Raw genomic sequence first — 14634 nt, forward strand, 5'->3', positions numbered from 1 at the left:
AGCAGGCGCGCATCGCGCCTCACCCAAGGTGAAAGCCGCGAGCGCGGTGAAACTCTCAGGTGCCGATGACAGAGGGGGAGTTCCCGCACCCGTAGATGAGGAGCTCCCGATGTCCTTCGCCGATCGTCACATCGGACCTTCCGAGCACGAACAGGCCAAGATGCTCGCCGAGTGCGGGTACGGGAGCCTGGACGCCCTGGTCGAGGCCGCCGTCCCGGCGTCCATCCGCACCACGGGTGCGCTGGACCTGCCCCCGGCCTCCGAGCAGGAGGCGACCGCCGAGCTGCGGGCGCTCGCCGCGAAGAACCGCCGGATGACGCAGATGATCGGCCTGGGCTTCAGCGACACCGTCACCCCGCCGGTCATCCGCCGCAACGTGCTGGAGAACCCGGCCTGGTACACCGCGTACACGCCGTACCAGCCGGAGATCTCGCAGGGGCGGCTCGAGGCGCTGCTCAACTTCCAGACCATGGTGTCCGGCCTGGCCGGCCTGGACATCGCCAACGCCTCCCTGCTCGACGAGTCCACCGCGGTCGCCGAGGCCGTCCTGCTCATGCGCCGCGTGTCGAAGGCGAAGTCGTCGCGCGTCGTCCTGGACGCCGAGTGCCTGCCGCAGACCATCGCGGTGGTGCGGACGCGGGCCGAGGCGGTCGGCATCGAGGTCGACGTGCGCGACCTGGGCACCGGGCTGCCCGAGGACTTCTTCGGCGTCGTCGTGCAGTACCCCGGCGCGTCCGGCGTGCTGCGCGGCCGGGGCTTCTACGAGGCGATCGGCACGGTCGCCAAGGACGCGGGCGCGCTCTACACCGTGGCCGCCGACCTGCTGGCGCTGACGCTGGTCACCGCGCCGGGGGAGTTCGGCGCCGACATCGCGGCCGGCACCACCCAGCGCTTCGGCGTGCCGCTCGGCTACGGCGGCCCGCACGCCGGGTACCTCGCGGTGCGCAAGGGCCTGGAGCGGTCGCTGCCCGGCCGCCTGGTCGGCGTCTCGGTCGACGCGGACGGCAACACCGCCTACCGGCTCGCGCTGCAGACCCGCGAGCAGCACATCCGTCGCGAGAAGGCGACCTCGAACATCTGCACCGCGCAGGTGCTGCCCGCCGTGCTGGCCGCGATGTACGCCGTCTACCACGGGCCCGAGGGGCTCACGGAGATCGCGCAGCGGGTCCACGGCCTGGCCGCCGGGCTCGCCGGCGCGCTGCGGTCGGCGGGCGTCGAAGTCGTGCACGAGGGCTTCTTCGACACCGTGCTCACCCGGGTGCCGGGCCGCGCGGCCGCGGTGGTCGCCGCCGCCCGCGAGTCGGGCATCAACCTGGGCCGGGTGGACGACGACCACGTGCGGATCGCCTGCGACGAGGTGACCACTGTGGACATCGTGGACCGGGTGCTGCGGGCCTTCGACGTCCGGCCGGGCATCGCCGGCGACGCGACCGCGCTGCCCACCGGGCTCGCGCGGACCAGCGAGTTCCTGACGCACGAGGTGTACCACACCCACCGCTCCGAAACGGCGATGCTGCGCTACCTGCGCATGCTGTCCGATCAGGACTACGCGCTGGACCGCGGCATGATCCCGCTCGGCTCCTGCACCATGAAGCTCAACGCGACCGCCGAGATGGAGCCGATCAGCTGGCCGGAGTTCGCGGGCCTGCACCCGTTCGCCCCGGCCGAGGACGCGGCGGGCTACCGCGAGCTGATCGACCAGCTGTGCGGCTGGCTCGCCGAGGTCACCGGGTACGACGAGGTGTCGCTGCAGCCCAACGCGGGCAGCCAGGGTGAGCTGGCCGGCCTGCTGGCCATCCGCGCCTACCACCGGGCCAACGGCCGGCCGGAGCGCGACGTGTGCCTGATCCCGTCGTCGGCGCACGGCACCAACGCCGCGTCCGCCGTGCTGGCCGGGATGCGCGTGGTCGTGGTCGCCTGCAATGACGACGGTGACGTGGACCTCGACGACCTGAAGTCCAAGGTCGACGCCCACCGGGACACGCTGTCCGCGATCATGGTGACCTACCCGTCGACGCATGGCGTTTACGAGGAGGGCATCGGCGAGATCGCCCGCATCGTGCACGAGGCCGGTGGTCAGGTCTACGTGGACGGGGCGAACCTCAACGCGCTGCTGGGCCTGGCCAAGCCGGGCGAGTTCGGCGGCGACGTGTCGCACCTGAACCTGCACAAGACGTTCTGCATCCCGCACGGCGGTGGCGGCCCCGGCGTCGGCCCGGTCGCGGTGCGCGCGCACCTCGCGCCGTACCTGCCCAACCACCCGCTGCTCGACGGTGCGGGCCCGGCGAGCGGGGTCGGCCCGATCTCCGCGGCGCCCTTCGGGTCGGCGTCGATCCTGCCGATCTCGTGGGCCTACATCCGCATGATGGGCGGCGCGGGGCTGACGAGCGCCACCAAGGTCGCCGTGCTCGCGGCGAACTACGTCGCCGCGCGGCTGTCCCCGCACTACCCGGTGCTCTACACCGGGCGCAACGGGCGGGTCGCGCACGAGTGCATCCTCGACCTGCGCGCGCTGACCAAGCGCACCGGCGTGACGGTCGACGACGTCGCCAAGCGCCTGGTGGACTACGGGTTCCACGCGCCCACGATGTCGTTCCCGGTCGCCGGGACGCTCATGGTCGAGCCGACCGAGAGCGAGGACGTCGGCGAGCTGGACCGGTTCTGCGACGCCATGATCGCCATCCGGCGCGAGATCGAAGAGGTCGCCGACGGTGTCTGGCCGGTCGAGCAGAGCCCGCTGCGCAACGCACCGCACACCGCGGAGATGCTCACCGCCGACTGGGACCTGCCCTACGACCGCCAGACCGCGGTCTTCCCCGCGGGGGTTTCGCCGAAGAACAAGTACTGGTCCCCGGTCCGCCGCATCGACGGCGCGCACGGCGACCGCAACCTCGTCTGCTCGTGCCCGTCCATCGAAGCCTACGGGAGCTGACCATGCGCACCGCACTGCACTCCGTCCACAAGGGACTGGGCGCGCTGTTCACCGACTTCGCCGGCTGGGAGATGCCGGTGCGGTACGGCAGCGAGCTGGCCGAGCACCGCGCGGTGCGCGAGGCGGCCGGGCTGTTCGACCTCTCCCACATGGGCGAGATCGAGGTGTCCGGGCCGCGGGCGGCCGACGCGCTCGACTTCGCGCTGGTCGGCAAGCTGTCCGCGGTCAAGCCGGGCCGCGCGCGGTATTCGATGATGTGCACGCCCGAGGGCGGGGTGGTCGACGACCTGGTCGTCTACCGGCTCGAGGACGAGAAGTACCTGGTGGTGGCCAACGCGGGCAACGCGCCCACGGTCGCGGCCGAGCTGACCTCGCGGGCGTCCGGGTTCGACGCGCGGGTCACCGACCGCTCGGCCGACGTCGCGCTGATCGCGGTGCAGGGCCCGAAGGCGGTCGACGTGGTCGGCGCGGTCACCGACGCGGACCTGGCGGGCCTCAAGTACTACGCGAGCATGCCGGCGACCGTGAAGGGTCACGAGGTGCTGCTCGCCCGCACCGGCTACACCGGTGAGGACGGCTTCGAGCTGTACCTGCCGGCCGGTGAAGCGGCTGAGGTGTGGCACCTGCTGACCGACGCCGGGCAGCCGCACGGGCTGGTGCCGGCCGGTCTCGCGTGCCGCGACACGCTGCGGCTGGAGGCCGGGATGCCGTTGTACGGCAACGAGTTGTCCACCGAGCGGTCGCCGTTCGAGGCGAACCTGGGGCGCGTGGTCAAGTTCGACAAGCCGGACTTCGTGGGCAAGGCGGGGCTCGAGGGGCGGCAGGAGCCGTCCGAGGTGCTGGTCGGGTTGCGCGGCGGCGGACGACGCGCGCCGCGGCACGGGTACCGCGTGCTCTCCGGTGACCAGCCGGTGGGCGAGGTGACCAGCGGCGCGCTGTCGCCGACGCTCGGCTACCCGGTGGCGATGGCCTACGTGCCGGTCGCGCTGAGCGAGCCGGGTACGGAGCTGGCGGTCGACATCCGCGGCCGGGTGGAGCCGGTCGAGGTGGTCGCGCTGCCGTTCTACCAGCGCGGCTGAGGTCCGGCCTCGGCGCGGGAGGGCCCACCCGCGCCGAGGCCGCGCAGCCGCTAGGAAACCTGCCCCGCAGAGTGCAGCGAGTCGAGCACGAGCTGAAAGGCCCGGGACCCCCGCTCCCGGTCCGCGTACCCCAGCCAGGCCACCTCGGCCACCTCGGCGGACGGCGTCAGCACGCCGCGGTACTCGGCCGTGTAGCAGGTCATCCGCACCACGTCGGCGCGCCCGTCGGCTGGTGCTTCGAACACGCCGGCCGGCTCCGCCGTCTCCGGGTCGAGCGCGACGGCCAGCTCTTCGGCGACTTCACGCACGAGCGTCTGCACATCGCTCTCGCCCGGCTCCCGCTTCCCGCCAGGCAGGTACCACGCCGTCTTGCCGTGCGAGCGCGCCGCGAGGACCCGGCCACCCTCCACTCGCAGCCAGGCCACCTTGTCGATCACGACGTCACCAGCGCCAGCGTGAAGCCGTCGTACCCCTTGGCGCCCACGGTCTGCACGGTCGTCGCCTCGACCCGCGGCTCCGCGGCGATCAGCTCGTGCATCTCCCGGGTCGCCACGACAGCCGGATCGGAAGTCCCCGGATCCGCGACCGCGCCGTCGCGCACCACGTTGTCCACGATGATCACCGAACCGGGTCGCGCCAGCCGCAGCCCCCAGCGGAAGTACTGCGGGTTGTTGACCTTGTCGGCGTCGACGAACACCAGGTCGAACGGGCCGTCGAGCGTCGGGAGCGTGTCCAGCGCCGGCCCGACCTTCACCTCGACGATCTCGCCGAAGCCGGCGGCGTCGAGGTTGCTCTCGGCCACCTGCGCGTGCTTGCGGCTCGCCTCGAGCGTCACCAGCCGCCCGTCCGGCGGCAGGGCCCGGGCCAGCCAGATCGTGCTGTACCCGCCGAGCGTCCCGATCTCGAGGATCGACCGGGCGCCGTGCATGCGGGCCAGCAGGTGCAGCAGTTTGCCCTGCGCCGGCGACACCGAGATCTGCGGCAGGCCCGCGTCGGCGATCGCGGCCAGCGCGTCGTCGAGCGCCCGGTCGGACGGCACGAACGTGGCGTTGATGTAGTCGTCGACCCTGTTCCACACGTCCTGGCTCACAAGAGCCGAAACTACCTGCGTGCCTTGGGGATCACCAACGGAGTGCCGGTCTCCGGGTCGGGGATGACCGAACACGGCAGGTCGAAGATCTCCTCGACGCGTTCGGCGGTGACGACCTCCTCCGGCGTGCCCGTCGCCAGCACCTCGCCGCCGCGCATGGCGATCAGGTGGGTGGCGTAGCGGGCCGCGTGGTTGAGGTCGTGCAGCACGGCGACCAGGGTGCGGCCCTGCTCGGCGTGCAGTTGCGCGCACAGGTCGAGGATGTCCATCTGGTGCGCGATGTCCAGGAACGTCGTCGGCTCGTCGAGCAGGAGCAGCTCGGTCTCCTGCGCGAGCGCCATCGCCAGCCACACGCGCTGCCGCTGCCCGCCGGACAGCTCGTCGACCATCCGGTCGGCCAGCTCGGTGACCCCGGTCGCGGCCATCGACCGCTCGACCACCTCGGCGTCCTCGCGCGACCACTGGCGCAGCAGCCGCTGGTGCGGGTACCGGCCGCGGGAGACCAGGTCGGCGACCGTGATGCCGTCCGGCGCGATGGAGCTCTGCGGCAGCAGGCCCAGCTTGCGCGCGACGTGTTTGGCCGGCAGCGACGTGATGACCTCGCCGTCCAGGTAGACCGTGCCCCGCCGCGGCTTGAGCAGCCGGCTCAGCGCCCGCAGCAGCGTCGACTTGCCGCACGCGTTCGGACCGACGATGACGGTGAACGACTGGTCGGGGATGGTGACCGAGAGATCTTCGGCGACGACCCGTCCGTCGTAACCCAACGTCAGACCGTCCCCGTGCAGTCGGGTACCCGTGGTCGGCTCGGCGACGAGATCAACGGTCTGGGCCATACAGGTTAGGCTAACCTACAAGTCTGGCGATCGGTAAGGACCGTGCTTACCTTGGCAGGGTGTTCGACGTCACGGATCTGACCAGGGTCACGCCCGTGCTCGACTCGCGGGCCGTCACGTTCGAGAACCCGACCGGTGAGCGCGGCGCGGGTGGCCGGGCCGGCGGCGGTCGCAAGGGCGCCCCCAGCCGGGTGATCGAGGGCGGCCAGCGCGTCACCCTCGCGGACCTGGCCGGCCCCGGCACGATCCGGCACATCTGGATGACGTTCCCGCCGGACAAACCGGTGCGGATGCGCTCGGTCTACCTCGAGGTCCGCTACGGCGGCCTGTCCTACCCCAGCATCTCGGTGCCGTGCGTGGACTTCTTCGGCTCGCCGCACGGCCGCCCGGTCGCCTACTCCAGCGCGCTGACCAGCATGCCCGAGGCGCGCGGGTTCAACAGCTACATCCCGATCGCCTTCGGCGAGCGCGTCCACGTCGACCTGGTCAACGGCAATCCCGACCCGATCGTCCTGTACTTCCAGATCGACTACACGCTCGGCGAGTCCGGGGCCGGGCGGCTGCACGTCGGCTTCCGGCGCGAGAACCCGACGGTGTCGAGGCGGGATTTCGTGGTCACCGAGGGGTTGCGCGGGCCAGGCCGGTTCCTGGGCTGGGTCGGCGGGGTGCGGCCGATCGACGGCGGCCAGTGGTACGGCGAGGGCGAGGTCAAGATCTACCGCGACGGCGACCGCGAGCTCCCCACGATCTGCGGCACCGGACTGGAGGACTACGTCGGCTCGGCGTGGGGGATGGGCCCGCACGCCGGCCTCTACGCGGGTGCGCCGCTGGAGGTGCCGGGGCGGGGGCCGATCCCGAAGTTCGTCGGCTTCTACCGGTGGCACGTGCCGGACCCGGTCATGTTCAGCACCGATCTGCGGGTGACGCTGCAGCAGATCGGGGCCGACCGGGGCGGGCTCGTCGAACGGGTCGACGACTACTGCGCGGCCGCGTTCACGGTGTGCGAGAACGCCCAGCCGGTGCCGCCGGTGGACGTCGCCGCGGCCGTCGCGGATCTGGAGTGACCTACTGGGACCGTTCGCCCACCACGACCACGGCGTCGCGCAGTGCCGCGCGCAGCCGGCCGACGTCGAGTGGTTCGAGCACCGCGGCTTCGCCGGGCGGTGCCACGAGGACCACCCGCCCGCTGCTCACGAACACCGTCAGGTCTCGTCGCCTGCCGGCCAGGTCCCGGCAGCTGATCGACCATTCGTCTCGAGCCGCCACGTCCGTCGCCTTCCTTCGGTTGAGGTGCAGGTGACAGAGGGACTCCCGGGCGGTCGCCGCGTGACGCGCTGGCGCGAAAAAAATGTCCGCAGTAGCGTCAGGTGACCCCGATCACACGGATGGAGTGGCTGATGCCCGAGCCGAAACGGATCCTGATCATCGGCGCCGGCCTGGCCGGTGCCTCGGCCGCCGCCGCGCTGCGGGAGAACGGCTTCGACGGTGCGGTGACGGTGCTCGGCGCCGAGGCGCACCCGCCCTACGAGCTGCCGCCGCTGTCGAAGAAGATCCTGCTGGGCGAGGCGGACGAGCCGGACTGGGTGCGCGACGCCGGTTTCTGGCGCGAGCACGACGTCGACCTGCGGTCCGGCACCAGCGCGTCCCGCATCGAACTCGGCTCGAAAGCGGTGCTCGACGCGCGCGGCGAGCGGCACGAGTACGACCGGCTGTTGCTGGCGACCGGTTCGCACCCGCGCACGTTGCCCGTGCCGGGGGTGGACCTGCCCGGCGTCTACACGCTGCGCACCCTGGACGACGCGCTCGCGCTGCGGTCGGCGTTCTCCGGTTCGCCGCGCGTGGTGGTGATCGGCACGGGCTGGATCGGGACGGAGGCCGCCGCGGCGGCCCGTCACCACGGCGCCGACGTCACGATGGCCGACCTGCTGCCCGGTCCGCTGTGGGCGCTCGGCCCGGAGATCAGCCGGGTGTTCGCCGACCTGCACACCGAGCACGGCGTGCGGTGGAAGCTGGGCAGCGGGATCGAGCGCGTCACCGGCGGCCCGGGCGGGGTCACCGGGGTGCGGCTGGCCGACGGGACCGAGCTGCCCGCGGACGTGGTGCTGGTCGCGGTCGGCGCGGCGCCGCGGGTCGGGCTGGCGCACGCGGCCGGCCTGGAGCTGTCGGACGAGGGCGGGGTGGCGGTGGACGCCGCGCTGCGCACGTCCGCGCCGGACGTGTACGCGGCGGGCGACATCGCGGCGCAGTTCCACCCCCGCTACGGGCGCCGCGTCCGCGTCGAGCACTGGGCGAACGCGAAGAACCAGGGCACGCACGTCGCGGCCAACCTGGCGGGCGGGCACGAGCAGTACACGCGCCGCCCGTACTTCTTCACCGACCAGTACGACCTGGGCTGCGAGTACCGCGGACTGGCCGACCCGGGTAGCGACGAGCTGGTCGTGCGCGGCGACCTGGCCAAACGCGAGTTCACCGCGTTCTGGCTCCGGGAGGGCCGGGTGATGGCCGCGATGAACGTGAACATGTGGGACGACGGCGACGCCCTCCAAGCCCTCGTCGACGGCGACGCGCAGGTGACGCCGCAACAACTGCGCGAAGGAGACCTGGCGTCACTCGGGTGACTGCGCGGTTGTCCCCACCACGACGCGGAGCTACCGTCCCCCGATGAGGTTCGTCGTCGCCGGTGGCGGCGTCGCGGGACTGGCTTCGGCGCTCGCCCTGGCCCGGGCGGGCCAGGATGTCGTCGTGCTGGAGCGGGACGCGCCCGACCCCGCCGGACCTCCGCAGAGCGCGTTCGCGGTGGACCGCCGTGGCATCCCGCACTACTTCCAGCCGCACGCGTTCCTGCCCCGCGGGCGGAGGCTGCTCGCCGAGTGGGCGCCGGACGTCCTCGACCTGCTCACCGAGGCCGGCGCGGCGCCCCAGGACCTGGCGGAGAAGCTGCACGGCCCGCGCGAGCCCGGCGACGAGGACCTGGTCTACCTGTGGGCGCGGCGGCCGCTCATCGAGTGGGCGCTGCGGCGCGTGGTCGCGGGGGAGCCGTCGGTCGAGCTGCGCGGTGGGTCCCGGGTGGACGGTCTGACCGAGGACGGTCTCGTGGTGGCCGACGGCAACCCGGTGCCCGGCGACGTCGTGGTCGACGCGCTCGGCCGCTACCGCCGTCCGCCGGGGTGGCCCGAGGCCGGTGGCGAGCCGACCGACTGCGGCGCGGTCTACTACTGCCGCTACTTCCGCCTCGAACCCGGCGTGGACTACCTGGACGCGCCGGTGCTCAACCCGCGCGGCGACCTGGGTTACCTCGGGTTCAACACGTTCCGCGGGGACAACCGCACGCTCGCGGTGATCGTGCTCGCGCCGGCCGCGGACCGGGAGCTGCGCGTGCTGCGGTACGACGCGGCGTGGCTGGCCGCGTGCGCGGCGATCACGCCGTTGAACGTGATGACCGCGCCGGACTTCGCCCTGCCGATCACGGACGTGATGCCGATGGGCGGGCTGCGGAACGTCGACCGGACTCGGGCGGCGGCGCTGATCGCGGTCGGGGACGCCTTCTGCCACACCGATCCGGCCTTCGCCTACGGGTTGTCCTTCGCCCTGGTGCACGCGCAGGCACTGGCGCAGGCCGCGGTGGAGGCGCCGGACGCGCTCGCCGAGTGCTACCACGCGAACGCCGGCCCGGAGTCGCGCGAACGGCACGCCCTCGCCTGCGCGATGGACGCGGACCGCTCGGCGCGGTGGCGCGGCGAACCGGTGGACCCGTCGCGGCGGGACGGCAGTTATCCGCTGTTCTCGTTCGCCGGTGCACTGGCCGCGGCGCCGCACGACGACGTGGTGCTCAGGCGCACCCTCCGGCGGATCGGGCTGCTGGACCGGGTCGCGGTGTTCGACGACGACCCCGGCCTGCACGCCCGGATCGAACGGATCCTCGGGGAGCTGGGGCCGCCGCCGTCACCCGGCCCGCCGCGCGACGAACTGCTGGCCCGCCTCGCCGAGGTCGTGGGCTGAGCCCGGATCTTCACGGTCTCCTTGCCGGTGCCCACGCGCGGGTGGACGCGGCGCGGGTGGACGCGGCGCTCGCGGCGGAAACCGCACGACACCGCGGCCGACGGCCCGGGCGCGCGCTAAGCCGCCCGCCGGCGGGTCAACGTGGCGAACGTCAGCAGCGCCACCACCGCGAACGAGGTCATCACCGCGCCCATCGGCACGGCGCTCGTGTCGCCGCCGATGCCGACCAGCGGCGTGGCCAGCCCGCCGACCACGAACTGCATCACCCCGAGCAGCGCGGACGCCGACCCGGCGTGGTGCGGGTGCTCGGCCAGCGCCAGGGACGACGCGTTCGGCATGACCAGCCCGATGCTCGACACCATCACCAGCAGCGGCACCAGCAGCACCCCCAGCGGCACACCGGTCAGCGCGGCCAGCAGCACACCGGCCCCGCCGGCCGCCGAGGCGCACAGCCCGGCCGTCAGCAGTGCCCGTTCCCGCACCCGGCCCACGATCCGCCCGTTGACCTGCCCGGCGATCACGATCCCCAGCCCGTTCGCGCCGAACACCAGGCTGTACTCCTGCGGGCTGAGCCCGTAGACGCCCTGCAGCACGAACGACGACGCCGAGATGTAGGCGAACAACCCGGCGAACACCAGCCCGGCCGAGGCCGAGTAGCCGAGGAACGACCGGTCCCGCAGCAGGCCCGCGTAGCCGCGCAGGGTGGCACCGATCCGGGCCGGCCGCCGCCGCTCCGCCGGCAGCGTCTCGGGCAACGCCACCGCGGCCGCGATCAGCAACACCGCGCCGAACACGGCCAGCACCACGAACACCCCGCGCCACGACGTCAGCCGCAGCACCTGGCCGCCGACCACCGGCGCCAGGATCGGCGCCAGCCCGCTGACCAGCATCAACATCGAGAAGAACTTCGTCATGGCCGAGCCGCTGAACAGGTCGCGCACGCACGCCCGCGCGATCACGATCCCGGCCGCCGCGCCCAGCGCCTGCACGCACCGCCCCGCGATGAGCAGCTCGGCCGACGGGGTCACCGCGCACAGCACCGACGCCACGGCGTACAGCGCGAGCCCGGCGAGCAGCGGACGGCGGCGGCCGAGCGAGTCCGACAGCGGCCCGGCGATCAGCTGCCCCACGGCCAGCCCGATGACGAACGCGGTCAGCGTGAGCTGCAGCGTCGGCGCCGAGCTGTGCAGGTCAGCGGCCATCCGGGGGAGCGCGGGCAGGTACATGTCGATCGACAGCGGCGCGAACGCCGACAGCCCGCCGAGGATGAGCGCGTACCGCAGGGTTCCGGGTGTCCGTCCGGTCTTCGCCGTCGCCGTCACCGCTGCCGTGCTCACACCGCCTCCTCCACGCGTGAAACCATCCCGCCGACGCAACAACGGTCCCCGGACGCGCATTCCCGGGGTGAGCGGAACCGCGCATCCCAGGCTGTCCATTGTGGACAAAATTGTCTGGTACAGTGGACACCGGCCCGCGTCGAGGGGAGAAGTGTGCGGCGGAAGCTGGGGACCACTTCCCGGCACCGGTCCGTCCGCAGCCTCGCCGTGCTGGTGCTGTTGCTGCTCAGCCTCACCACGCCGACCACCGAGACCGTCCACCCGCACCTCACCGGCGGCGTCGCCGCGCTCGCGGCCGAGCCGTTGCCGCACGCGACGGTCACGGCGTTGCCGGCCGCCGACCTGCCGCCCGCCGCGGTCGCCGACCCGCCGGCCGGTCCCGTCCGGACCCCGCCGCCCGCCGAAGGTCCCGCCACCTCCCGCGACCCGGGCACCACCGTCGGCGCCCGCGCGCCGCCCTCCAGGTAACCGCCCCGGACTCGTCCAGCACACCGCCTCGCCGCGGTGCGCTTCGCCCTGCCCTGGAGGGACACACCCATGCACACCGGACACGCCCTGCTCGCCGTCGGCGGCGCCTTCCTCGCCGCCGGCGTGCTGGCCAGAGCCGGCGCCCGGATCGGGCTGCCCACGATTCCCCTGTTCATGCTGGCCGGGTTCATCTTCGGCCCCAACACACCCGGCCTGTCACTGGTCCACGACCCCGGTGAGCTGAGCGTGCTCGCCGGGCTCGGCCTGGTCTTCCTGCTCTTCTACCTCGGCCTGGAGTTCTCGCTCGACGACCTGGCCCGAGGCGGCCGCAAGCTCGTGCTCTCCGGCCTGGTCTACCTCGCGCTCAACATCGGCGGCGGGATCGCGTTGGGGTTCCTGCTCGGCTGGGGCACCAGTGAAGCGCTGGTGATCGCGGGCGCGATCGGGATCTCGTCGTCGGCCATCGTGACGAAACTGCTCGTTGAAACCGGCCGGATGCGGCGCCCGGAATCGCGCCTGGTCATGGGCATCATCGTGATCGAGGACCTGTTCCTCGCGCTCTACCTGGCGCTGCTGCAGCCGGTGCTCTCCGGCGCCGGATCGTTGTGGCCCGCGCTCGCCGACTTCGGCAAGGCGCTCGGCTTCCTGCTGGCTCTGGCCGCAATGGCCCGCTGGGGCGGACGGGTGGTGTCGAAGCTGTTCGGGTCGGCCGACGACGAGCTGCTGACCGTGTGCTTCGTCGGTGTCGCGGTGCTGGGCGCCGCGATCGCCGAGGAGCTGGGTGTCTCCGACGCGATCGGCGCGTTCATGGTCGGCATGATGCTCGGCGGGTCGAAGGTCGCGCCGCGCATCCACAAGCTGGTGCTCCCGCTTCGCGACGCGTTCGGCGCGTTGTTCTTCTTCATCTTCGGGCTGAGCATCGACCCGGGCGCGGTCGGCACGGTCGTGGTGCCGGTGCTGATCGCCGTCGCGCTGACGATCGTGCTCAACTTCGCCGCCGGCGCCGTCGCGGCGAAACTGCACTCGTTCGACGGGCAGGCCGGGGTGGACATCGGGCTGACCGTCCTCACCCGCGGCGAGTTCTCGCTGGTCCTGGCCACCCTCGCGACCGCGGCCGGCCTGGACCCGCGGGTCGCGCCGTTCGTCGCGGGCTACGTGCTGCTGCTGGCGATCATCGGCCCGCTCGCGGTGCTGCGGTCGGAGAACCTGGCCCGGCTGCTGCGAGTGGCACGGGCATCACCAGCGTCTCGAACGACCCCTGATCGGCAGAGCGAACGCGCGTGACGTCCGCCGGACCGGCGAATTCGAGGAGGACGTCGGGTCCGACGCTCGCCTCCAGCGCGGCGCCCAGCACGGCGGGGTCGAAGCCGATGCGCAGCGGCCCGTTGCCGATCGCGGGGAGGGCGGCGCCGCCGACCGTCAGCCGGTCCGCGCTCACGACGAGTTCGACCGGGCCGGACTCCGGCAGGGCGTCCCGCAGTGCGGCGCGGTCGACGACGACCCGGTGCCGCGGGGCGGGCAACGCGTCGAGCACGGCGCGGTAGGCCGGGAACTCCACGTTCAGCAGGTCCAGCGGCCGGGAGTCGCCGTCCGCGTGGAGGGCGCCCTCGGCGAGGGTCACCTCGTCGTGGCGCGCCGCCCACGGGCCGAGCGCGGCCAGGTTCGGTGCGGGCACCACGAACCGCCCCGTGCCCGGGTGCCGCGGGCGCAGGACCCGCAGCGCGAGGCGGTATCGGTCGGTGGCGACGAGGCGGACCTCGTCGCCGTCGGCCTCGATCAGGACGAAGTCCACCGGCGCGCCCGCGGTGGGGGTGACCTGCCGGATCGCGCTCGCCAGGTCGAGGCCGGCCAGGCGCACCGGCCCCGGCAGCAACCGGCCGACCGCGCGCGACGCGGCGTCGAAGTCCTCCCGCAGCCGTCGCCGGTGGGCCTCCAGGACGGCCCGCGCGTCCTCCGGCGGGCCGTCGAGCACGGTGGTGACCTGCGCCAGCGGGAGGCCCGCCGCGCGCAGCTCCCGCAGCCGGACGGCCCGGCCGACCTGGTCCTCGCGGTAGTAGCGGTAGCCCGTGACGTCGTCGACGCGGGCGGGCGGGAGAACCCCGCAGTCGTCGTAGAACCGCAGTGCGCTGGGCGTGAGCCCACAGCGGCGGGCGAACGCGCTGATGGTCAGCATGGTGCCGATTCTGTGCCGCCGCCTCGCCGATCGGTCAACAGTGGTTCAGCATGTCGTTCAGGGCCGCCTGCTCCGCGGTCGTCACGGAGAGCTGGTAGTAGTGCTTCACCGCGATCCAGTCGGTGGCGTAGGTGCACCAGAACGACTCCAGCGGCGGCTTCCACTCGTCCGGCGCCTTGTCGCTCTTGGACTGGTTGACGTTGTCGGTCACCGCCCACAGCTGCGGGCGCTCCAGGTCGTTGGCGAACGCCTCGCGCTGCGCCTGGGTCCACGCCGAGGCGCCGCTGACCCAGCTCTGCGCGAGCGGCACCATGTGGTCGATGTCCACATCGGACGGGCTGGTCCACGTCGCCCCGTCGTAGGGGCTCACCCAGGTGCCCGAGGTCGGTGCGCAGTCCTTGCCCACCACCACGTTCGTGCCCGCGCGCTTGAGGACCTCCTCGCGCGTGTTGCAGGCGCCCTCGACCGTGTCCCAGTGCGGGTACTTCTCCCGCGAGTACCCGTTGAGCGTGCCCCGCGGCTTGACCGCCAGCTCGGCCAGCTGCTGCCGGGCCACGCCGGGATCGGTCCCCGGGTTCGCCTTCGACGGGGCCACCTCGCCCGACCGCCACACCACCACCAGCGCCGCGATCGCCACCACGACGACCAACGGCAACCACATCCGCACCTTCACGCGCCGAGGCTATGTGATCGACTTCCGGCGGTAGGCTGCGGTCTCCGGCG

At 72.9% G+C, this 14634-nt stretch carries 14 protein-coding genes; 7 read left to right on the top strand and 7 right to left on the bottom strand.

What is annotated here, in order from left to right:
* Positions 1-109: 109 nt before the first annotated feature.
* Together gcvP and gcvT are read left to right on the top strand one after the other, a co-directional pair.
* A complete protein-coding gene (gene gcvP, locus FB470_RS18285; RefSeq protein ID WP_306993119.1) occupies positions 110-2932 on the top strand; it encodes an aminomethyl-transferring glycine dehydrogenase in 2823 nt (940 codons plus the stop codon).
* Positions 2933-2934: 2 nt separating this feature from the next.
* Positions 2935-4011 carry a glycine cleavage system aminomethyltransferase GcvT gene (gene gcvT / locus FB470_RS18290; RefSeq protein ID WP_370876493.1) on the top strand — a complete coding sequence of 359 codons (1077 nt, stop codon included), beginning with the start codon at positions 2935-2937 and terminating at the stop codon, positions 4009-4011.
* 50 nt (positions 4012-4061) lie between these two features.
* On the opposite strand, the gene FB470_RS18295 is transcribed toward gcvT, so the two are convergent.
* The 3 genes from FB470_RS18295 to FB470_RS18305 are packed head-to-tail and all read right to left on the bottom strand — an operon-like array spanning position 4062 to position 5934.
* Positions 4062-4448, bottom strand: a complete 387-nt coding sequence (locus FB470_RS18295; RefSeq protein WP_306993121.1) for an NUDIX hydrolase — start codon at positions 4446-4448, stop codon at positions 4062-4064.
* Positions 4445-5101 carry an O-methyltransferase gene (locus FB470_RS18300; protein WP_306993123.1) on the bottom strand — a complete coding sequence of 219 codons (657 nt, stop codon included), beginning with the start codon at positions 5099-5101 and terminating at the stop codon, positions 4445-4447. Before FB470_RS18300 ends, FB470_RS18295 begins: the two co-directional genes overlap by 4 nt.
* 11 nt (positions 5102-5112) lie before the next feature.
* Positions 5113-5934, bottom strand: a complete 822-nt coding sequence (locus FB470_RS18305; RefSeq protein ID WP_306993125.1) for an ABC transporter ATP-binding protein — start codon at positions 5932-5934, stop codon at positions 5113-5115.
* Positions 5935-5993: 59 nt separating this feature from the next.
* Here FB470_RS18305 and FB470_RS18310 point away from each other — a divergent pair, with 59 nt between their 5' ends.
* Entirely contained in the window at positions 5994-6998 is a 1005-nt protein-coding gene (locus FB470_RS18310; RefSeq protein ID WP_306993126.1) for a glycoside hydrolase family 172 protein, read from the top strand.
* 1 nt (position 6999) lies between these two features.
* On the opposite strand, the gene FB470_RS18315 is transcribed toward FB470_RS18310, so the two are convergent.
* Entirely contained in the window at positions 7000-7200 is a 201-nt protein-coding gene (locus FB470_RS18315) for a hypothetical protein (RefSeq protein ID WP_017984299.1), read from the bottom strand.
* Between the two features lie 131 nt (positions 7201-7331).
* Here FB470_RS18315 and FB470_RS18320 point away from each other — a divergent pair, with 131 nt between their 5' ends.
* Entirely contained in the window at positions 7332-8552 is a 1221-nt protein-coding gene (locus tag FB470_RS18320) for an NAD(P)/FAD-dependent oxidoreductase (protein ID WP_306993130.1), read from the top strand.
* A 43-nt stretch (positions 8553-8595) separates the two neighbouring features.
* Positions 8596-9933: an FAD-dependent oxidoreductase gene (locus FB470_RS18325; RefSeq protein WP_306993132.1), complete on the top strand. Its 1338-nt coding sequence runs from the start codon at positions 8596-8598 to the stop codon at positions 9931-9933.
* Positions 9934-10049: 116 nt separating this feature from the next.
* Here the strand turns inward: FB470_RS18325 and FB470_RS18330 are convergent, their stop codons facing one another.
* On the bottom strand, positions 10050-11270 hold the full coding sequence (locus FB470_RS18330; protein ID WP_306993134.1) for a Bcr/CflA family multidrug efflux MFS transporter: 1221 nt from the start codon (positions 11268-11270) through the stop codon (positions 10050-10052).
* Between the two features lie 153 nt (positions 11271-11423).
* Between FB470_RS18330 and FB470_RS18335 the strand changes: the two genes are divergently transcribed.
* Positions 11424-11738 (top strand): hypothetical protein, encoded by a 315-nt coding sequence (locus FB470_RS18335; protein ID WP_306993136.1) that lies wholly within the window; start codon positions 11424-11426, stop codon positions 11736-11738.
* A 69-nt stretch (positions 11739-11807) separates the two neighbouring features.
* The gene (locus FB470_RS18340; RefSeq protein ID WP_306993138.1) at positions 11808-13022 is read left to right on the top strand and encodes a cation:proton antiporter; all 1215 of its coding nucleotides are present in this window, start codon (positions 11808-11810) and stop codon (positions 13020-13022) included.
* Here FB470_RS18340 and FB470_RS18345 read toward each other — a convergent pair.
* Together FB470_RS18345 and FB470_RS18350 are read right to left on the bottom strand one after the other, a co-directional pair.
* Positions 12910-13911, bottom strand: coding sequence for a MerR family transcriptional regulator (locus FB470_RS18345; protein ID WP_306993140.1), 1002 nt, complete (start codon positions 13909-13911; stop codon positions 12910-12912). The two genes, FB470_RS18340 and FB470_RS18345, sit on opposite strands and share 113 nt — an antisense overlap.
* Positions 13912-13945: 34 nt before the next feature.
* Positions 13946-14584, bottom strand: coding sequence for an HNH endonuclease family protein (locus FB470_RS18350; protein WP_306993142.1), 639 nt, complete (start codon positions 14582-14584; stop codon positions 13946-13948).
* Positions 14585-14634 lie beyond the last annotated feature (50 nt).

Origin of the sequence: Amycolatopsis thermophila (genome assembly GCF_030814215.1) — a bacterium.
In the GTDB taxonomy this organism is placed as follows: Bacteria; Actinomycetota; Actinomycetes; order Mycobacteriales; family Pseudonocardiaceae; genus Amycolatopsis_E; species Amycolatopsis_E thermophila.

Coding starts and splice junctions, on each gene's coding strand:
- gcvP (WP_306993119.1), top strand. CDS start 110: ATGTCCTTCGCCGATCGTCACATCGGACCTTCCGAGCACGAACAGGCC.
- gcvT (WP_370876493.1), top strand. CDS start 2,935: ATGCGCACCGCACTGCACTCCGTCCACAAGGGACTGGGCGCGCTGTTC.
- FB470_RS18305 (WP_306993125.1), bottom strand. CDS start 5,934: ATGGCCCAGACCGTTGATCTCGTCGCCGAGCCGACCACGGGTACCCGA.
- FB470_RS18320 (WP_306993130.1), top strand. CDS start 7,332: ATGCCCGAGCCGAAACGGATCCTGATCATCGGCGCCGGCCTGGCCGGT.
- FB470_RS18325 (WP_306993132.1), top strand. CDS start 8,596: ATGAGGTTCGTCGTCGCCGGTGGCGGCGTCGCGGGACTGGCTTCGGCG.
- FB470_RS18340 (WP_306993138.1), top strand. CDS start 11,808: ATGCACACCGGACACGCCCTGCTCGCCGTCGGCGGCGCCTTCCTCGCC.
- FB470_RS18345 (WP_306993140.1), bottom strand. CDS start 13,911: ATGCTGACCATCAGCGCGTTCGCCCGCCGCTGTGGGCTCACGCCCAGC.